20 protein-coding genes are annotated in these 20,278 nt (G+C 34.6%); 12 read left to right on the top strand and 8 right to left on the bottom strand.

Annotated elements, in window-relative coordinates; all coding sequences use genetic code 11:
* Nucleotides 1-68: 68 nt before the first annotated feature.
* Together rseP and ACW5R3_RS02255 are read right to left on the bottom strand one after the other, a co-directional pair.
* Nucleotides 69-1,397 carry an RIP metalloprotease RseP gene (gene rseP / locus ACW5R3_RS02260; protein ID WP_456578000.1) on the bottom strand — a complete coding sequence of 443 codons (1,329 nt, stop codon included), beginning with the start codon at nt 1,395-1,397 and terminating at the stop codon, nt 69-71.
* Between the two features lie 73 nt (nt 1,398-1,470).
* Entirely contained in the window at nt 1,471-3,408 is a 1,938-nt protein-coding gene (locus tag ACW5R3_RS02255; RefSeq protein ID WP_456577999.1) for a M1 family aminopeptidase, read from the bottom strand.
* Nucleotides 3,409-3,520: 112 nt separating this feature from the next.
* Between ACW5R3_RS02255 and ACW5R3_RS02250 the strand changes: the two genes are divergently transcribed.
* From ACW5R3_RS02250 to feoB, 3 genes are all read left to right on the top strand, one after another.
* Complete coding sequence (locus tag ACW5R3_RS02250; protein WP_456577998.1) at nt 3,521-4,192, top strand: SCO family protein; 672 nt, start codon at nt 3,521-3,523, stop codon at nt 4,190-4,192.
* A 78-nt stretch (nt 4,193-4,270) separates the two neighbouring features.
* Nucleotides 4,271-4,495, top strand: a complete 225-nt coding sequence (locus tag ACW5R3_RS02245; RefSeq protein WP_456577997.1) for a FeoA family protein — start codon at nt 4,271-4,273, stop codon at nt 4,493-4,495.
* Nucleotides 4,492-6,591, top strand: a complete 2,100-nt coding sequence (gene feoB, locus ACW5R3_RS02240) for a ferrous iron transport protein B (protein ID WP_456577996.1) — start codon at nt 4,492-4,494, stop codon at nt 6,589-6,591. Before ACW5R3_RS02245 ends, feoB begins: the two co-directional genes overlap by 4 nt.
* Nucleotides 6,592-6,737: 146 nt before the next feature.
* Here the strand turns inward: feoB and ACW5R3_RS02235 are convergent, their stop codons facing one another.
* Together ACW5R3_RS02235 and ACW5R3_RS02230 are read right to left on the bottom strand one after the other, a co-directional pair.
* The gene (locus ACW5R3_RS02235) at nt 6,738-7,136 is read right to left on the bottom strand and encodes a hypothetical protein (protein WP_456577995.1); all 399 of its coding nucleotides are present in this window, start codon (nt 7,134-7,136) and stop codon (nt 6,738-6,740) included.
* A 40-nt stretch (nt 7,137-7,176) separates the two neighbouring features.
* Complete coding sequence (locus ACW5R3_RS02230) at nt 7,177-7,830, bottom strand: metal-dependent transcriptional regulator (RefSeq protein ID WP_456577994.1); 654 nt, start codon at nt 7,828-7,830, stop codon at nt 7,177-7,179.
* A 102-nt stretch (nt 7,831-7,932) separates the two neighbouring features.
* Here ACW5R3_RS02230 and ACW5R3_RS02225 point away from each other — a divergent pair, with 102 nt between their 5' ends.
* The 4 genes from ACW5R3_RS02225 to ACW5R3_RS02210 all read left to right on the top strand — a co-directional run bounded on the left by ACW5R3_RS02225 (nt 7,933) and on the right by ACW5R3_RS02210 (nt 11,926).
* Nucleotides 7,933-8,844: a metal ABC transporter solute-binding protein, Zn/Mn family gene (locus ACW5R3_RS02225; RefSeq protein ID WP_456577993.1), complete on the top strand. Its 912-nt coding sequence runs from the start codon at nt 7,933-7,935 to the stop codon at nt 8,842-8,844.
* A 9-nt stretch (nt 8,845-8,853) separates the two neighbouring features.
* Entirely contained in the window at nt 8,854-9,615 is a 762-nt protein-coding gene (locus ACW5R3_RS02220; RefSeq protein WP_456577992.1) for a metal ABC transporter ATP-binding protein, read from the top strand.
* Nucleotides 9,616-9,735: 120 nt separating this feature from the next.
* Complete coding sequence (locus ACW5R3_RS02215) at nt 9,736-10,773, top strand: metal ABC transporter permease (RefSeq protein ID WP_456577991.1); 1,038 nt, start codon at nt 9,736-9,738, stop codon at nt 10,771-10,773.
* The gene (locus ACW5R3_RS02210; protein WP_456578847.1) at nt 10,766-11,926 is read left to right on the top strand and encodes a metal ABC transporter permease; all 1,161 of its coding nucleotides are present in this window, start codon (nt 10,766-10,768) and stop codon (nt 11,924-11,926) included. Before ACW5R3_RS02215 ends, ACW5R3_RS02210 begins: the two co-directional genes overlap by 8 nt.
* 303 nt (nt 11,927-12,229) lie before the next feature.
* Here ACW5R3_RS02210 and ACW5R3_RS02205 read toward each other — a convergent pair whose 3' ends face one another.
* A complete protein-coding gene (locus tag ACW5R3_RS02205; protein WP_456577990.1) occupies nt 12,230-12,991 on the bottom strand; it encodes a TerB family tellurite resistance protein in 762 nt (253 codons plus the stop codon).
* Nucleotides 12,992-13,200: 209 nt separating this feature from the next.
* On the opposite strand from ACW5R3_RS02205, the gene ACW5R3_RS02200 reads away from it, so the two are divergent.
* From ACW5R3_RS02200 to ACW5R3_RS02185, 4 genes are all read left to right on the top strand, one after another.
* Complete coding sequence (locus ACW5R3_RS02200) at nt 13,201-13,611, top strand: BrxA/BrxB family bacilliredoxin (RefSeq protein ID WP_456577989.1); 411 nt, start codon at nt 13,201-13,203, stop codon at nt 13,609-13,611.
* 112 nt (nt 13,612-13,723) lie between these two features.
* Entirely contained in the window at nt 13,724-14,461 is a 738-nt protein-coding gene (locus ACW5R3_RS02195; protein ID WP_456577988.1) for a lysophospholipid acyltransferase family protein, read from the top strand.
* Nucleotides 14,462-14,478: 17 nt separating this feature from the next.
* Nucleotides 14,479-15,468 carry an acyl-ACP desaturase gene (locus ACW5R3_RS02190; RefSeq protein ID WP_456577987.1) on the top strand — a complete coding sequence of 330 codons (990 nt, stop codon included), beginning with the start codon at nt 14,479-14,481 and terminating at the stop codon, nt 15,466-15,468.
* 66 nt (nt 15,469-15,534) lie between these two features.
* Complete coding sequence (locus tag ACW5R3_RS02185) at nt 15,535-16,191, top strand: HD domain-containing protein (RefSeq protein WP_456577986.1); 657 nt, start codon at nt 15,535-15,537, stop codon at nt 16,189-16,191.
* A gap of 3 nt (nt 16,192-16,194) precedes the next feature.
* Here the strand turns inward: ACW5R3_RS02185 and ACW5R3_RS02180 are convergent, their stop codons facing one another.
* Nucleotides 16,195-17,070 (bottom strand): AraC family transcriptional regulator, encoded by an 876-nt coding sequence (locus tag ACW5R3_RS02180; RefSeq protein WP_456577985.1) that lies wholly within the window; start codon nt 17,068-17,070, stop codon nt 16,195-16,197.
* 201 nt (nt 17,071-17,271) lie between these two features.
* On the opposite strand from ACW5R3_RS02180, the gene ACW5R3_RS02175 reads away from it, so the two are divergent.
* Nucleotides 17,272-17,865: a hypothetical protein gene (locus ACW5R3_RS02175; RefSeq protein WP_456577984.1), complete on the top strand. Its 594-nt coding sequence runs from the start codon at nt 17,272-17,274 to the stop codon at nt 17,863-17,865.
* A 74-nt stretch (nt 17,866-17,939) separates the two neighbouring features.
* Here the strand turns inward: ACW5R3_RS02175 and ACW5R3_RS02170 are convergent, their stop codons facing one another.
* Nucleotides 17,940-18,722, bottom strand: a complete 783-nt coding sequence (locus tag ACW5R3_RS02170) for an enoyl-CoA hydratase/isomerase family protein (RefSeq protein WP_456577983.1) — start codon at nt 18,720-18,722, stop codon at nt 17,940-17,942.
* 54 nt (nt 18,723-18,776) lie between these two features.
* Nucleotides 18,777-20,234 (bottom strand): ATP-binding protein, encoded by a 1,458-nt coding sequence (locus ACW5R3_RS02165; protein ID WP_456577982.1) that lies wholly within the window; start codon nt 20,232-20,234, stop codon nt 18,777-18,779.
* Nucleotides 20,235-20,278: the final 44 nt, after the last annotated feature.

Here is a 20,278-nt window from a genome sequence, read left to right as displayed (position 1 = left end):
CGAGTGCAAATCTATATTTTATTTTAGAATTCACAAAACAAAATATAGATTTTCTTTATTTTTTTTTTCTATTCGAATATTGCCTTATAAATATCATTTCCATTAGCAAAGAGCACTAACGATATAAGTAGTATAAAACCAATAAGTTGCGCGTATTCCATAAACTTATCCCCTGGTTTTCTACCGGAAATCATTTCATAAATTAAAAACATAACATGTCCACCATCTAATGCTGGAATAGGCATTAAATTTAAAACACCAAGCATTATAGATAAGAATGCCGTAATAGCCCAAAACGCTTTCCAGTTCCAACTAGGTGGAAACATATTTCCAATTGCTGCAAAGCCTCCTACTTGCGAAGCACCTTTTTTAGTAAATATGTATTTAAACTGCGCTAAATAATCCTTAATAGTCCAATATCCTAATGCCGCTCCTTTAGTAACACTTTCACCTAAAGAATAGTCTTTATGATTTAAGGTTACATAATCAGGGTCGGTACCTTTTGTTACAATACCAATTGTCGCATCTTCCGATGGAACAACTTGAAATGATTCTTGTTTGTCGTTACGATTAACAACAACAGTAATAGCATCACCTGTTCTATTTTTTAATAAATATGTTAAATCCGAAAAATAGTTTACAGGCACACCATTTATAAATACTAATTTATCGGAAGCAAGAAGACCTGCTTTATCTGCCGGTGACCCCGGAACAATAGAATCTAATTTAAATGGCATTCTAGGTGTTAAAGCGGGTAAATCTCCAGCTTCAAACAATTGTGTACCTATATCTTCTGGAACTGTTAACTTAGCTGTTTCACCTGAAGCGCGTTCTACTTTAATTTCATTTACATCTCTAAATAATAAGTACGAATTTATATCTGTAACATCTTGAAACGCTGTTCCGTCAACAGAGACAATCTTATCACCTTGCTGAAATCCATAAGTTTCCATAGTTTTTGTTACGCCGTAACCATATTTTATATCATCTTTAGTAGAGTAATCGGTACCCCAAACGAATAAAATCATCATATAGATTAAGAATCCTAAAATAAAATTAACCGTTACACCACCTAACATGATAATTAATCGTTGCCAAGCTGGTTTGGTTCTAAATTCCCATGGTTGTGGAGGCTGAGCCATTTGCTCTTTATCCATGCTTTCATCAATCATACCGGCTATTTTTACATAACCTCCTAACGGCAACCAACCAATACCGTAAACAGTATCGCCAATTTTCTTCTTGAATAATGAAAACTTAACATCAAAAAATAAATAAAATTTTTCCACTCGTGCCCCAAAAAGCTTAGCTGGAATAAAATGTCCTAATTCATGTAGAACAATAAGGATAGACAGACTTAAGAATAATTGAGCTGCCTTTATTAAAATTACGGTCATATGAGATTCTTCGTTTTATAGCGCACAAAAGTAGTGTTTTAACACCATTTAGAAAATTATAACGAGGTTATTGCTATTTTTTTAACACGGTTTTATTAACAATTCCGTTATTAGTTTCTAACCTAACAAATAACATACCAGATGCATAGGCCGACAAATCTAAGGTTAAGCCTCCCGAATGTGTTCCCAATAACTGCCCCAAAGCATTGTATATTTTCACTTGATTTACAGTTATACTTTTTGGTTTCTGAATAGTTACAGCTCCTGCTGTTGGATTAGGATAAAGTAACAAATTGGTTTCTAAGTTAAACGTATCTGTTGACAAGATTACAGAATTATTTCTGGAAATCAAATCGGTTTCTGGATCAAACAATACCGAAACAACTTCAAAATTAACTGCCTCTACAAAACTTTCATTATTACTTGTGTTATCTAGTACAACATCTTGTGTTTCGCCATTAGGTCCTATTAAACGTAGTGGAACCGGTGCTTCAAAAAAGGACACGGAATTATCGCTTTGTACTTGACTTAAATTGAACGTTACCGTGGTTGGTGATGGCTGATTCCAGTTTACAGTATATGTTGGGTAACCTTCATTAAACAACCAATCGTCAAAAAACTCTGTTAAATCTGTTCCTGATGATGTTTCAACTACATCAATAAAATTAGCCGTTTTAGCATAATCATACGCTAAATCGGGATGACTTAAGTATGAGTTAATAGCTTGAAAAAACGACGCATCGCCTAGTTTTTTACGAAGCATATGAACCACCATAGCACCCTTATTATATGATAAACGACTACTAAAAATACGCCCCACACTTGTTGTATCAGAATCAGACAAGTAAACAGCTCCACCGGGTTGTGAGGTAATTGAACTTACAAGTCCTTCTTTATAGTTAACAAAGGCGTTATTGCCATCTAAATTTTCAATTGCCAAACCTGTTAAATAGGTTGCAAACCCTTCATTTAACCATATATCTTTCCAACTACCACAGGTAACTTTATCACCAAACCATTGATGCGCTAACTCATGAGCTATTAAATTCTGCCCAAAACTCCCCATAAACGAAACGGTAGTATGTTCCATACCGCCACCCCAGCCAAACTGGGCATGACCATACTTTTCCTCAGCATAAGGATAAGCCTCAAAAAGGTCGGCAAAAACATTCATGATATCAACCGTAATAGGTGTACTTGCTTGAGCATAAGTTAGATTTTCAGGATACACATAATTAACAATATCAAATGGCTCACCATTATTTGCAACTTCATGCGAATACACACTGTAGTTAGTTGCTGCGATAGCTACTAAATACGCAGGAATAGGATAAGTATGTTTGAAACGTGTAGTTTTTGAGGTTCCTGAAACTGTTTGACTTATTTCTAAACCATTAGAAACTGACACATAAGCTTCATTATTAGGCGTAAACTGCGGCGTGGTCAGATACACGTCAATCGAGTCTATTTTATCTATTAAATCCTGTTTACAAGGCCACCAACCTTTTGCGCCATAAGGTTCTGAAAGTGTCCAAACTATAGGCGTTCCATTATGAGTAGTTTGTTCAAACGAACCAAAACCAGAACTTTCCGGATTACCCGAATAACTAATTGTTAACGAATCTAATACTCCTTGATTTAAAGTTTGCGGTAAAGTTATTACAACCTCATCATCAGAATTCTGACTAAACACCAAATTTGCTCCACGTTGTGTTACTTGAGATACCGTCATATTATCCGTCAACTCAAAAGTAATCTGAGACAAAGCCTCTTTCGCTTCGTAGTAAGTCGTAACATCACCGGATATAAAAGCCACAGCCGGATCAATATTTAAATCTAAACGATGGTATTTTATATCATAATCGCCCGTATTTAAATTAATACGCTGGTTCATTTTTTTTAAGGCCATTTTAGCCTCTGCTTCTTGTATTTCATTGAAAGATTTCAAATAATCTTGCGCCATTAACGATGTTGTAGCTAATAACAAGAACAGTGATATATACAGTTTCATGATAAGTATTTTTTTGAAGTAAAAAATTGATTGTTAAAAATAACACTTAAATATCTAATCTGTTGTAATTTTGTAAGAGAATCTATATTTCAACCGTATTAAACCACTCTTTATGCTTTCCTTTTTTAAAGATTACAAATATTTCGCTATAGTTTTCGTTATTATTTCTACCGTTATAGTAAGCATTATTTACAATATACTTAATGTTGACAAACCACTACCTATTTACCAGCCTGCAATGGTTAATTTTGAACTGGTAGACAGCACCATTCAACATCAGAAAAAATATCACAAAATTGCCGATTTCAGTCTAACAAACCAAAATGGAAAGACCATAACTCAAGCGGATTATAAAAATAAAATTTATGTAGCCGATTTCTTTTTTACTACCTGCCAAACCATCTGTCCAATCATGACAGACCACATGGTGTACATTCAAAAAGAACTTGAAAACGAACCCGACATCATGCTACTATCGCACTCTGTAACACCTGAAATAGATTCGGTAGCTCAGCTAAAAAAATATGCTCTAAAAAAAGGAGTTGACGACTCTCGATGGAATTTAGTAACAGGTGATAAGAAACAAATTTACGACCTAGCTAGAAAAAGCTACTTAGCAGTTAAAGATGTTGAAGGTTTTGACCCTTACGATATGATTCACACCGAAAATTTCATGCTTATCGACAAAAAGCGCCAAATACGTGGTTTTTACGACGGTACTAATCCTGAAGAAATTAAACGTCTAATTGCCGATATTCATCTTTTACAGAAAGAATATGAATAGTTTTTATATTACAATTTTTTTACCCTAACAATTTAAGTTATTTTTGCTTCTTTAAAATCAATCTAAATAAGCGTACAAGTGACTTTAGCAGATATCAAACGTGGCGAAATAGCAATCATAACCGATGTATCATCCATACACATTCCTTTAAAATTATTGGAAATGGGCTGCTTACCTGGCAATAGTGTTGAACTTGTTCAAACAGCACCTTTTGCCGATCCTATGTACCTAAATATTAACGGAAGCCATTTAGCCATCCGTAAAGAGACAGCTATTCACATTCAAATTGAAATTTCTAAATGAGTAAGCAAATCAACGTTGCCTTAATTGGAAATCCTAATACCGGAAAAACCTCAGTTTTTAATGCCCTTACGGGATTAAACCAAAAGGTAGGAAACTACCCCGGTATAACAGTCGAAAAAAAAGAAGGTATATGCAAGTTACCTCGTGGTGTTAAAGCCCATATTATTGACCTACCAGGAACCTACAGCTTAAATGCCTCGTCATTAGATGAAAATGTGGTTATTGAGCTACTACTTAACAAAAACGATAAGGATTACCCAGACGCAGCCGTTGTGGTTTGTGATGTTGAAAACATAAAAAGAAACCTACTCCTTTTTACACAGATAAAAGACCTTAAAATTCCAACTATTCTAGCTATTAACATGGCCGACAGAATGGATTACAAAGGAATCAGTTTAGATATTCCGTATTTAGAATCGCAATTAAACACTAAAATAGCCTTAATAAGCACCCGAAAAAAACAAGGCATAGCTGAATTAAAAGACCTAATTGCCAATTTTAAGGACATATCAAGCGAACCTTGTTTACAAGCTTCTGAAATTGACAAAGCTTACTTTTCTAACCTACAGAAAGCATTCCCAAACCAATTATTGTATAAATTATGGTTGGTTATTACTCAAGATGTAAATTTTGGGAAAATGGATCGTAATACAATAGATGCTGTTGCCGATTTTAAAACAAAAAGTAATACAGACTTAAAGCGTTTGCAACAAAAGGAAACCATTAAACGCTATCAGTTTATAAACTCAATACTTAAAAAAGGCCAAACAATAGACCTAAATTCCGCTAAAGATTTACGCATTCGCTTAGATCGTATACTAACCCATAAAGTATGGGGTTATGTTATTTTTGGGTTTATCCTCTTAACAATATTTCAAGCTATTTACGATTGGTCTAGCTTGCCAATGGATTTTATTGATAGCTCGTTTGCTAGCTTAAGTGAATGGACAAAAAATGTTATGCCAGCTGGCACACTAACCAATTTAATTTCTGAAGGTATTATTCCCGGAATTGGTGGTGTAGTAATTTTTATCCCTCAGATAGCCTTCCTATTCCTATTTATATCCATATTGGAAGAAAGTGGCTACATGAGTCGTGTTGTTTTCCTAATGGACCGCGTGATGCGCAGATTTGGATTAAGCGGAAAAAGTGTAGTCCCTTTAATATCAGGAACCGCATGTGCCATTCCTGCAATTATGGCAACCCGGAATATTGAAAGCTGGAAGGAACGCCTGATAACAATTTTAGTAACACCATTTACCACTTGTTCGGCTAGACTACCCGTTTATCTTATTATTATTTCATTAGTTATTCCTGAAGGCAGCTTTTTTGGGCTTGGCTATCAAGCTCTAACTTTAATGCTTTTATACCTTATAGGGTTTGGAACAGCCGTTGGATCGGCTTGGATTTTGAATAAAGTCCTTAAAATTAAAAACAAAACATTTTTTGTTGTTGAAATGCCTAACTACAAACTTCCTTTATTTAAGAATGTAGCGATAACCGTTTTAGAGAAAACAAAATCTTTTGTGTTTGGTGCCGGTAAAATAATCATGGCTATTTCAATCGTATTATGGTTTTTAGCATCTTACGGTCCTGGTGAAGATTTTAATAATGCCGAAGCTATTATTACCGAACAATATGCCAATCAAAATTTAAGTGAAACTGAATTAGACCAGCATATCGATTCCTATAAATTAGAACACTCATACATTGGTACCACAGGTCGCGCCATTGAGCCCGCTATTCGTCCACTCGGTTACGATTGGAAAATAGGAATTGCTCTTATCAGCTCGTTTGCAGCTCGCGAGGTATTTGTTGGTACACTAGCAACCATTTACAACGTAGGTAGTGATGAAGAGGAAACCATTAAAAACCGCATGGCCGGTGAAGTAAACCCAATACTTGGCGGTCCGCTTTTTAATTTCGCATCCGGAATTTCACTACTACTATTTTACGCCTTTGCTATGCAGTGCATGAGTACTTTAGCCATTGTAAAACGCGAAACAAACAGTTGGAAATGGCCGGCTTGGCAAATGGTAATAATGACCGTAATTGCCTATATAGCTGCATTAGTAGCTTATCAAATTTTAATTTAAAACTTTGAAATTATGAATACGATTATTCAAAATATTATTGCGTTTTCAATATTAACCGCTGCAGTAGTTTACCTAATTCAAAAGTTTTTATGGACTCCTAAAAGCAAGAAAAGCAAAAGTTGTGGTAACGACAATTGTGGCTGTAGCTAATTTATCGATTCAAAAAGAATATAATAAGTTTCTTTAGCTATTTGCTTACCTTGAATGCGTTTAGGCTTAATACCGTAAACAAACAAAACGTCCACACCTTCTACAGCTAACAACATACGTTCTTGTTGCGTGAAGCCCGAGGGAGGAATTTCCATTCGCTTAGTCGCTATTAAAACCTCGTTTTTAAATAATTCTAAATCAACAATAACCGAACCCGCCCAAACACAAGTAACACCTTGTGGGCAACGTGAATCGGTAATAACATCTTTAAATACAATGTCATAATTACCAACATGTACCGTTTTATGATATTGTAATTTCTGAAGAATTAATGGCGTTTCAGCTTTAGATTTTCCTTGAGAAAACCCCATAAAACTAAAAGATAAAAAAAGCATTAAGAGATGTTTTTTGGCCATATTTTTTTACTTAAAACAATTATACCTGCTTTAAATATAAGTTTTTAGCCACACTTTGAGACACTGTTAGCTGAGAACCATTAACTTTTATGCTGATTGATTTATCAAAAGGCTCGGTATGCTCCACTTCAATAACAACCCCTAAACCAATACCGTTCTTATTTAGATACTGTAAAAATTCGGACGAACTATCATTCACACCCAGACAACTATACTTTAATCCTATTTTTGCTTGAGACAGTAATATTTTCTCGACAAAGGTTATTGCGCCGTGTTTATCAGGAATAGGATCACCATGCGGATCATGAGTTGGATAACCCAAAAAAGCATCCAATTCGTCAATTAATTTTTGCGATTTTATATGCTCTAATTGTTCTGCTAAGTCATGAACCTCATCCCATGAAAAATTTAATTTATCAACTAAAAACACCTCCCAAAGACGATGCTTACGGATAATATTAATAGCTATCTCCTTCCCTGAATCCGTTAAGGTAGCTCCCTTATATTTCTTATAATTAGCATAATCTTTTTCCGACAACTTCCGAATCATATCCGTAGCCGAAGAAGCTTTGGTTCGCATAGCATCTGCTAAAGAGTTAGTACTAACAGTCTCTTTACCTTGATTGCTTAAATGATAAATTGTTTTTAGGTAATTTTCTTCGGTAAGCGTCATGAAGTGTTTTATATGTCTAAACAAATATACAACATTTTGCAATGATTATTTTTAGACTAATCTAAAAATAAGAAGTATCTTTGTTAGGAATTATTTTTAATTATGAGAAAAATAACAACTCTTATTTTAGCAACTATAATTTTAGTAAGCTGTAAAAATCAGGAAAACACAAACAGCACATTAAATGTTGTAACCACAACCACCATGATAACCGACTTAGTACAAAATATTGGTGGAGACCAAATCCATGTACAGGGATTAATGGGAAGTGGCGTGGATCCTCACCTATATAAAGCCAGTGAAGGAGATGTTAATAAATTAGCAAACGCTGATGTTGTTTTTTATGGCGGACTGCATTTAGAAGGTAAATTGGTTGAAGTTTTTGAAAAAATGAGCAATCAGAATATCAAAACCATAGCCGTTTCTGATGCTTTAAACAAAGAAACACTTATTGGCTCGGAGTTTTTTGCTTCCAATTACGACCCACATATTTGGTTTAATGTTGAAAACTGGATAGCCATCACAGAGTTTGTTGTAAAAAACTTATCTGAAGCAAATCCTGAACACGAAGCCTTTTTCAAAAAAAATGGTACAGAATACATTAATAAATTACAGGCTTTAAATAAGCAAATAAAAGAAACTATTAATACACTTCCGGCAGAACAAAGAATTCTAGTTACTGCGCATGATGCTTTTAATTATTTTGGTCAAGCTTACGGTTTTAATGTCGTTGGATTACAAGGTATCTCAACAGCTACAGAAGCGGGAGTTCAGGACGTTCAAAATTTATCAAAATTTATTATTGAAAACAGAGTCAAAGCTATTTTTGTTGAAAGTTCTGTTCCTAAACGAACTATTGAAGCCTTACAAGCTGCCGTAAAATCTAAAGGGTTTAACGTGCAAATTGGAGGCACCTTATATTCTGATGCACTAGGAAATGCCGGTACAGAAGAAGGGACTTATATAGGTATGTTTACCTACAATGTTAACACGATTGTAAATGCTTTAAAATAAAGCACAACCATGAAAGAACAACTTAAAAATACAACAAGTAAACCATTAGCGGTCCAAATAGATGATCTAACAGTTGCTTATAACTATAAGCCAGTATTATGGGATATTGATTTAGAAATCCCTGAAGGCGTTCTTATGGCTATTGTTGGACCTAATGGTGCTGGAAAATCTACACTTATAAAGTCTATTTTAGGAATACTAAAACCTATAGCAGGAAGCGTAAGCATTTATGGCAAACCGTATAGTAAACAACGGGACCTAGTTGCTTATGTCCCTCAAAAAGGCAGTGTAGATTGGGATTTTCCAACTACCGCTTTAGATGTTGTGATGATGGGAACTTACGGGAGTTTAGGTTGGATAAAACGCCCTGGACAGAAAGAAAAAAAAGCAGCTCTCGAAGCTTTAGAACAAGTTGGTATGCTTGCTTTTAAAAACAGACAAATTAGTCAACTTTCAGGCGGACAACAACAACGAATATTTCTAGCACGCGCCTTGGTTCAAGATGCAGCTATTTACTTCATGGACGAACCATTTCAAGGTGTAGATGCAACTACCGAAATAGCCATTATTAATATTCTTAAGTCCTTACGAAAAGCCAACAAAACAGTAATTGTTGTGCATCATGACCTTCAAACCGTTCCTGAATATTTTGATTGGGTAACTTTTTTAAATGTAAAGAAAATTGCTACCGGACCTGTTAAGGATATTTTTAATGATGATAATCTCACAAAAACATACGGGATTAACTACAAAGTTAGTATTCAGAAATAATAGTAATAACCTCTAAAATAAGATCGTATAAATCTTCAAGAATACATAGAACTCCTTATTAACGATTACACCTTACGTACCATAACTATAGGCACCGCCATTTTAGGCGCTGTTACTGGTATGCTGGGAAGTTTTGCTGTATTACGAAAACAAAGCCTACTTGGCGATGCTATTTCACACGCCGCCTTACCAGGAATAGCCATAGCTTTCTTAATAACAGGCGCTAAAGACAGCAACACACTTTTATTAGGCGCATTAGTCAGCGGTTTAATTGGCACATTTTGGATTCGTGGGATTGTATCAAAAACACATTTAAAATCAGACACCGCATTAGGATTAATACTCTCCTTATTTTTTGGGTTTGGCATGTTGCTTCTAACGTTTATTCAAAAGCAACCAAATGCCAATCAAGCTGGCTTGGATAAATATTTGTTTGGACAAGCAGCCACACTCGTGGAAAGCGATGTTTGGTTAATGGCTAGCGTTACCGGCTTATGCCTAGTAGTTTTATTTGTTTTTTGGAAAGAGTTTAAAATACTTTTATTTGATAAAGACTACGCTCAAACCATTGGTTTCAACACCAAAATAATTGACATCCTTATAACTTCATTTATCGTTTTAGCCATTGTATTAGGTTTACAAACGGTTGGAGTAGTATTAATGAGCGCGATGCTTTTAGCTCCCGCCGCAGCCGCAAGACAATGGACTAACAGCCTAGGAACCATGGTGGTTTTAGCAGCTATATTTGGTGCTTTTTCTGGCGTTTTTGGAACTGCCATTAGCGCGAGTCAGAACAATCTATCTACCGGACCTGTGATTGTTCTAGTTGCTTCAGTCTTTGTATTATTCTCATTTATTTTCTCTCCAAGTCGCGGTTTACTTTTTAGACAAATTCGATTTATCAAAAACCGTCGCGATTTAGAACAACATAAAACATTAGCTTTTATGTTTCATATAGCCAAAACACATGAAGATATATCCCATCCACATACCATAAAAATTCTTAATAACTTTCAAGGATTTACACGAGGTACGCTTCAAAAATTGGTGGATAAAAATTATGTAACCCTAAAAGGAAGCATGTGGAGTTTAACACCAGAAGGTTTTGAAACTGCTGCTAATTTGTACAACCAACAAACGCCAAAACATGATGAGTAGCGCGCAATTAGAAATACAACTTATTGCAAGCTTAGTTGCTTTGGCTTGTGCCATTCCTGGAACATTTTTGGTATTACGCAAAATGGCAATGATTAGCGACGCCATTAGCCACTCTATTTTACCTGGCTTAGTTGTTGGCTTCTTTATAACTCAAGATTTAAACTCCCCGTTACTTATCGTGTTAGCTGCATTAACCGGAGTAATTACAGTTGTTCTAGTAGAACAAATACAAAAAACAGGTCTAGTAAAAGAGGACACTGCTATTGGCCTTATTTTTCCAGCTCTATTTAGTATAGGTGTTATTCTAATTGCCAAAAATGCTAACGATATTCACCTTGATGTTGACGCCGTTTTATTAGGCGAATTGGCCTTTGCTCCTTTTGACAGACTAACAATCTCTGGTACAGATGTTGGTCCTAAATCACTTTGGGTTATTGGTAGCATTTTACTAATAACCATCGGGTTACTAATAGCCTTTTTTAAGGAACTTAAACTTAGTACTTTCGATACCGGTTTAGCCGCGTCATTAGGATTTTCGCCAGTAGCCATTCATTACGGCCTTATGTCTGTTTCATCAATAACAACAGTTGGTGCTTTTGATGCGGTTGGCGCTATTTTAGTGGTAGCGCTTATGATAGCTCCTGCAGCTAGCGCCTACCTCCTAACCACCAATTTAAAGAAAATGCTAGCTTTATCCATGATTTTTGGAGTGTTTAGCGCAGTATCCGGATACTGGTTGGCACATTGGCTAGACGCTTCTATTGCTGGATCTATAACAACCATGTTGGGTATTCTATTTTTACTCGTTTATTTGTTTGCTCCTAGCAAGGGACTTATTGCTGTAATGTATAGAGAAAAACAACAGAAAATTGAAGTCTCACTCCTTACTTTTTTACTGCACCTAAAAAACCATACAGAAGCAAGTGAGCGCCACGTAAATCATCTTTCCGAACACATAAACTGGCAAAAAATTCGCGCTAAAACGGTTCTAGATTTAGCACTTAAAAACAACATGATTACTATTGAAAAGAATCTCGTATCACTTACCGAAAAAGGAGATATTTTCACCACACAGGCCATCGATTATATCATTACCAATGAAGATGGCCAAATTGAAGACATGAAAGATGATTTCTTCTTATTTAGAGGCTAGACCGAATCTTTTTTAAAAAACTTTTTCTGTTCTCAGTCCAAGCACCTTTACCATAAACAAAAGACTCCGGAGGGTTCATACCATCGAATTTTTTATGACTAGAAAACTCAAATGAACCATTTGCATGATACTAGAACCGCATTATACCCCCCATTCTCTCCATCAAACGTATGCATATAAGTTCCTGAAGCAGATTTATTTTGTGAAAAAATAATCGTTTGAAATAAAATTAAAGCAAGAAAAATAATAGACTTCATAATAGTTATTTTATACAAACAACTAAAATCCAAAGACTATACCAAACTAGAGACCACGCTCATTCTGTAGCTGCTCATAAGCCGCTTGTACTTGTCTAAACTTCTCTTCAGCACCTTGCTGATGTTCTTTTCCAAGATGAATAACGCGATCTGGGTGATATTTTTTCGCCATTTTTCTGTAAGCAGTTTTTATCTCAGCTACAGATGCTGTTTTGTCTATTTCTAGAATTTTATAAGCATTATCACTACTATCATAAAACATAGCTTTTATGCTTTCATAATCCATAGAACGGATACCTAAATAACCCGCAATAGTATAAATTTTGCTGACTTCAGATTCTGAAACATGTCCATCTGCTTTTGCAATACCAAACAGAAAGTGCAACAGCTGCAAACGGGAAGCATGATCCATCATCTGCCTAATTTGCACACATACTTTTTGCACAGGTATATCCTGCTTGTTAATATTTTTGAATAACTGAAACGCATGATTAGCACGCTCCTTTCCATACATATGAACAAACTGCTGACGTACAAAGTCTAATTCACGCTGATCTTGTTTACCATCTGCTTTTATAACTATGGAAGCTAAAATAAGCAAACTCACTTCAAAATCGCCAGAACGTGTTTGCGGTTGTGCCGATCGGGATTGATAAGGGTTCCCTTGCTGACCATCTCTAAAAATAGTTTCGGCATCCTTTCTAGAAAAAGCATCTAATATTCCGCCTAAAGCCATACCTATTATTGCCCCTATTGGACCACCAAACGACCAGCCTAATGCAGCTCCTATCCATTTTGAAATATTCATTTAATCTAAAATTCAATTAATTAAAAACCTGATATTGTAATAATTATAAAAAAACAAAAAGCATGACAACACAGGTTTAAACGAAACCACACTTAAAAACATTAAAATTCTGAGTAAATATACTATTTGTTAGTAGATTGCTTACGGCATTTGTTACACAATTGGTATCTTTGCATATAATTAGTATTAATCATATAAAAATCGAATATATGTATCCAGCAGAATTAGTAAAACCAATGCGTGAAGATTTAACAAAAGTTGGTTTTGAGGAGTTACACACTGCCGAAGCTGTTGATGCCGCTTTAGCTAAATCAGGAACAACACTTGTAGTTGTAAACTCCGTATGTGGTTGTGCAGCAGCAAATGCGCGTCCAGGTGCACGAATGAGCTTAGAAAACACTAAAAAACCAGACCATATAGTAACTGTTTTTGCAGGCGTAGACAAAGACGCTGTAAACAAAGCCCGTGAGCATATGGTACCATTTCCTCCAAGCTCGCCTTGCATGGCTTTATTTAAAGATGGTGAGTTAGTTCACATGCTTGAGCGCCACCATATTGAAGGACGCCCGGCAGAAATGATTGCTGAAAACTTAAAAGATGCTTACAATCAAAACTGCTAAGCTTAGTTTACTGTAAAATAAACAGCATTTTAAAAACCACGATTTTATCGTGGTTTTTTTGTGCTTCACTCCCTTTTAATTTAATTTTGTAGCTTAAATCAGGTCCTTAATTATGGAAAAAATAATCGCCTATATTCTTACAAGTATCTATGCTATTGCTTTTTTACTAACACTTATAATTTTTCATCCCATACAATGGTTTTGTTTAAATGTATTTGGAAAAAAAGCTCATAAAACTAGTGTAGACTGGCTTCAGTTCTTTATTATGCGTTGTACAAATATTTTAGGTACACGCTACACATTTACTAACACGCATAACATTCCTACAGACCAACCCATAATTATAGTAGCCAACCACCAAAGCATGTATGACATTTCGCCAATCATGTGGTATTTAAAAAAGTATAACCCTAAATTTATTAGCAAAAAAGAACTTGGACGAGGCATTCCAAGCGTATCTTATAATCTACGTCATGGAGGATCGGTATTAATTGAAAGAAAAAATCCACGACAAGCTTTACCAGCAATTATGAAGTTTGGAGAGCAGATAGAAAAAACCAACGGAACAGCTGTTATATTCCCAGAAGGCACCCGTAGTAAAAACGGAAAACCTAAAGCTTTTCAAACAAAAGGATTGGAAATATTAATGAAAAAAATTCCTTCGGCAGTTATTGTTCCTATCACAATTAACAACTCTTGGAAGCTTTTAAAATACGGCAAGTTTCCAATGGGGATTGGAAATCATATGAAATTAAAGGTCCATAAACCCTTAAAATTGGCTACCTTTGATAACAAGCTGGAGCTAATTGAACAAATTGAAAAAACAATTACTTCAGAAATCGAACAATAAAATCTAAATCATTCATTATGTCTTTAAAAAATGTCCGACTGGAAGTGATGCAGCATCTAGAAAAAGATGTGGATTCGCTTATTGAAAAATATTTAATTCCCGTAGACAGTATTTGGCAGCCAACCGATTTTTTACCAAATTCTGAAAGCGATGACTTCCTAGAAAGAGTTGAAGAAATTCGCGAGCTTTCTAAAGAATTGCCATATGATTTTTGGGTAGTTTTAGTGGGTGATATGATTACTGAAGAAGCCTTACCAACTTACGAATCTTGGTTAATGGATGTTGAAGGTGTAGACCAAGTGGGTCGTAATTCATGGGGCAAATGGGTACGCCATTGGACTGCTGAAGAAAACCGCCATGGCGATGTACTGAATAAGTATTTATATTTATCAGGTCGCGTAAACATGAAAGAAATTGAAAAAACAACACAGCACCTAATTGCTGATGGTTTTGACATTGGAACCGATAGAGATCCCTACAAAAACTTTCTATACACAAGCTTTCAAGAATTAGCAACTTACATTTCGCACAATCGTGTGGCTAAATTAGCTAAAGATCGTGGCAACAAGCAATTATCAAAAATGTGTAAAATCATTTCAGGAGATGAAATGCGTCATCACCACGCCTATTGCGAATTTGTAGAACGCATATTTAAAGTAGACCCTAACCAAATGATGTTGGCGTTTCAACAAATGATGAAACTAAAAATTACAATGCCTGCTCATTTTTTAAGAGAATCAGGAAATAGTATCGGAACAGCTTTCGAAGAATTTTCAAATACAGCACAACGAATCGGTGTGTATACGTCTGCCGATTACGTAAATATCTTAGACAAACTATTAGTAAGATGGGAAATTGATAAAATTAGCAACCTTTCTGATGAAGCAGAAAAAGCTAGAGATTATCTAATGAAACTTCCTGCTCGTTTAACACGACTATCAGAACGCATGAAAGTGCCTGAAAATTCTTACCAATTTAAGTGGGTACAGCCTGCTACCTTAAAATAAAACACGACGATTTAATTAATAAATTCCTTTCGGGCAACTGGAAGGAATTCTTATTTTATAAACCCCATGTTACAAGCCGAAGTCATATCTAAAACTATAAATTTTGTAAAAGACCAACTACAAGGTGCTGAAGGTGGCCATGACTGGTTTCATATTGAACGTGTTTATAAAAATGCTGTTCTTATAGCCAAAAAAGAACAAGCAAACAACTTGGTTGTAGCCTTGGGCGCATTACTTCATGATATTGCTGATAGCAAATTTCATAATGGTGATGAAACCATTGGTCCAAGTATAGCTCGCGATTTCTTACTAGATGAACATGTAGACCTTCCTACTATAGATCATGTTGTAAAAATTATAGAAAACATATCTTACAGTTCAAGTTTAGACCCTAATAAAACGTTTAAATCTATTGAACTAGATATTGTTCAGGATGCAGACCGACTAGACGCCTTAGGTGCCATAGGAATTGCCAGGACCTTCAACTACGGAGGTTTTAAAAATAGAGCGCTTTATAATCCAGATATTAAACCGAATTTAAACATGGATAAAGCAACTTATAAAGCATCAAACACGCCAACTATTAATCATTTTTACGAAAAGCTATTATTGCTAAAAAATAAAATGAATACTAATACAGGTCGGGAATTAGCCGAAGCACGCCATCAATTTATGGAAAGTTTTTTAGATCAGTTTTACAAAGAGTGGGACGGTAAAAGATAACAACTAGCTATTTAACTTTATTTGCGCCATTTCCTTTCGGTATTTTGAAGCACTTTTACCGGTAATTTCTTTAAAAAACTTATTGAAGTTAGAAAAATTATTAAATCCACATTCAAAACAAATATCCGTAATACTACTATGGCTTTCTTGCAATAGTTTCGTGGCATGAACCACGCGATACTCGTTAACCAATCGCGTAAATGTTTTCCCTGTAATACGCTTAAAATAACGACAAAAAGCTGGCACAGTCATGCTCACCTCGTCTGCAATTTCATTAAGTGTTATTTGTGTTTTAAAATGCGTATTAACGTATTTATAAATCTTATCAATTTTAGCTGCATCCTGAGGCTCTGTTTCAAAATCAAAACCTTCAGGGTTTAAAATCCTGTAATCGTCTGTACTCGCTAGTTCATACAAGATTTCTAAAAACTTAATTATCCGCTCAAAACCTTTATAATTAATTAAAGCTTCAATTTTAGGACCTGTATTTTTCTTTACCTGAGAATTAAAAAGCATACCGTTTTTTGAACGCTCAAATAACTTATTAATTAGCATCATTTCGGGTACCCCAAAAAATGTAGCTCCTAAAAAATCGGGTTTAAACTGTATAATTGTCTCCCGACCACTATTAGTCATCCCATCAATAAAGCCGTTATGAGGCAAATTAGATCCAATTAATAGTAACTGGCTCTTACTAAAATACGACACATGATTCCCAATATGACGCTTACCAAAACCATTATTAACATATAACAATTCTATCTCTGGATGAAAATGCCAAAACGCTGCTCGATCTGCTCGTCGCTCTTTATTCTGTTGAATTAGAATAGACACGCCAAACTCTGGAGTTAGTTTTTTTAAAGCCGGTTTCTTTATCATAACGATAGCATTTAATCAAAGATATTATTTCATTTTAAAAAACGTGTCACTTATTATCATAAAAATATACTCAATTAACATTAAGTTAACCTACAAATACACTTAGTGTTAATATAGCATAGAAAGTAGCCAAAATTGATGTTTTTCAAGAAGTTAATCGCCCATATCTTTGTACTGTAAGTAATTCTAATACTTGAAGTTATGAAAAATTTAATCAGAAAAAGTTTAGTAATGTTTTTATTACTAACAACAGTAGCGATAAATGCGAATGCAGTAGACTCTATACGAGTAACAAATGAAAGTAAAGCGACCTTACTTGTTTTACCGGATGTAAAGGAAGGGAATTTATTAATTATTAAAGATATTTTTAATGAAACCTTATATGAAGAAAAAATTCAAGACTCCGGTAACTACATTAAGCGTTTTGACTTAACAACTTTACCAGACGGATCATATTATTTTCAGTTATTTAAAGATTATGAAGTAAGAACAATTCCGTTTTCATTGAAAGCGAATCAAGTGACACTAAAGAAATCTTTAGAGACTATTATTCAAAAGCCTGAAATGAAAACTAAAAATAACGTTGTATATGTTTCTAAGAACAACAGCAACAATAAAGACGTTAAAGTTTCAATCTATTATAATGAAAATGATACTTATAATTTAATTTACTCTGAAACATTAAACGCTAAAAACACATTAAAAGCTTATAAATTGGATGAAAACGAACGTGGTAACTACAAGATGGTTTACACCGTGGATGGGAAGAAATTTACAGACTACTTTCAGTTATAACCTAACAACAAATTAGTATAAAACAAAAAACCAACCTTATAAAGAGGTTGGTTTTTTTATTATCATTCAATTTTTTATTTTCCAGGAAAATCTGCTTTACGTTTTTCCAAAAATGCCGTGGTACCTTCTTTAAAATCGGCAGTTCCAAAGCAGTTACCAAACTCTTCAATTTCTACATCGTAGCCATTCACTCCGTCTTTGAAATTTGAATTTATTGCTCTTATAGCTCCTTTAATTGCGACTGTAGAATTGCGCATAATTTTACCTGCTATTTTTTCGGCAAGCGGAATAAGGTCAGCTTCAGCCGTTACATGATTTACTAAACCGTATTCTAAAGCTTGATTAGCATCAATCATACCTGCTGTCATTACCATTTCCATAGCACGTCCTTTACCCACCAATTGTGGTAAACGTTGCGTTCCTCCATAACCAGGAATAACACCTAAAGACACCTCTGGCAGTCCCATTTTAGCATTCATACTTGCTACTCTAAAATGACAAGCCATAGCCAACTCCAAACCACCACCTAAAGCAAAACCATTTACAGCAGCAATAACAGGTGTATCTAAATTCTCTACATAATTGAATAGTATTTCTTGACCATTAGCCGCTAATTTACCACCATTATATTCATCAAAATCAGCAAACTCACTGATATCTGCACCTGCTACAAAAGCTTTTTCACCACTACCTGTAATGATAATAACCTTTGTTTCCGAATCGGAATTAGCAGCCTTGAAAGCTTCATGTAATTCCTGAATCGTTTCTTTATTTAATGCGTTTAATTTTTTAGGTCTATTAATGGTTATAGTTGTTAAACCATTACGTGTTTCCGAAAGGATATTATTGTAAGACATATTGTATTTTTTTAATAAGGTGGTATTCACACACAACCTTTATAATTTATAAATTTATTCTTTAGGAATCGTTACTGTAAACGTAGTTCCCTCATTTATTTGAGATGTAAAGGTAATATTTCCATTATAAGTTTCCACAATATTCTTAACCATTCCCAAGCCTAAGCCCATCCCACTTGACTTTGTAGTAAATTTTGGTTCAAATATTTTGGTTCTATTTTCTTCAGCAATACCCTTCCCGTTATCCGTAACAATAATACTTACTGTATCGGCTTCACCTCGAACCTCAACAACTATCTTAGGTGTTTTAAGACCATCATCAGGTATTGCCTGAATTCCATTTTTAACTAAATTAGTGACAACACGTATTAATTGCGTTCTATCAAACTTGGCTATGACTTCTTTTTGGTCGGCTATAAAAACAATGTAGTCTTCATTAAAAATATCTAATGCCAACTTAACAATGGATACCACATTTAGCATTTCATTTTGCTGAGCCGGCATTTTAGCAAAGTTTGAAAAAGCAGAGGCAATAGAACTCATTGTATCTATTTGTTGAATTAGCGTTTTACTATATTCATCTACTTTTTGATTAATATCGGGATCGGTAGGATTAAATTTTCTTTGAAAACTCTGCACACTTAATCGCATAGGAGTTAACGGATTTTTAATTTCATGAGCTACCTGCTTAGCCATTTCACGCCAAGCTTGTTCACGCTCGCTAGTAGCCAATTTTACAGCACTAGCCTCCAACTCATCAATCATACTATTATAAGCATTAACTAATATAGCAATCTCTTCACTACTGGAGTCTATAGCAATTTTTTTGTTTCCAGTTTCAAAGCGTGTTGCTCGCATTTTATCGCTAATAGATTTTAATGACTTAGTAATATATTTTGACAATAAATAAGCTAAAGTAATAGCTATGATCAGCATCAAAAAATAGGCATAACCCAAACGCTCTAGAAACTCTTGAAGTTCCTTATTTAGAAAATCGTCATTCTCTAAATAATGTAAATTTAAAATGGCTAGCGGCTTAAATTTCTGATCGGTAATAATGGAGTAAGACGACAAATAGCTTTCGCCGTTTTCAAGGGTTTTATTTACATATCTATGATCTAAGGTATAGGACAGATTATTTAGTATATCGGCATCTAAACAGTTAGATTTAGAATTAACATCAAAGCTAGCTTTAGAAGATTTTAATAAGCCTCCCTCAAGATTATATAGATTAATTTCCATATTATGAATGGTGGCAATTTCATAAATTTCTTTATTAAAAATAAGCGGAACTTTCTCTGGTATTACAGGATGTGTTGTTTCTTTTATGGTGTAATCAATACTAGATCGGATGTTTTCTTCTTTTCGATCTAAACGGTCTTTATGATACTCTTGAGCCTCTTCGTTATATTGATAAATAGTAACAATAGCTATTAAAACCGATGCAATTAGCACAAGTAAAATCATAGCAAAGAAAATGCGCAATCGTAAGGAGAATTTGGCTAATTTCATGAATTGTGATTCTTTTTTAAAGGTAACAAGAATTAAGCCAACTT

The organism is Algorimicrobium bowmanii (assembly GCF_054031195.1).
The sequence above is the reverse complement of the archived record's forward strand: the minus strand, read 5'-3'. Positions and strand labels throughout refer to the sequence as shown.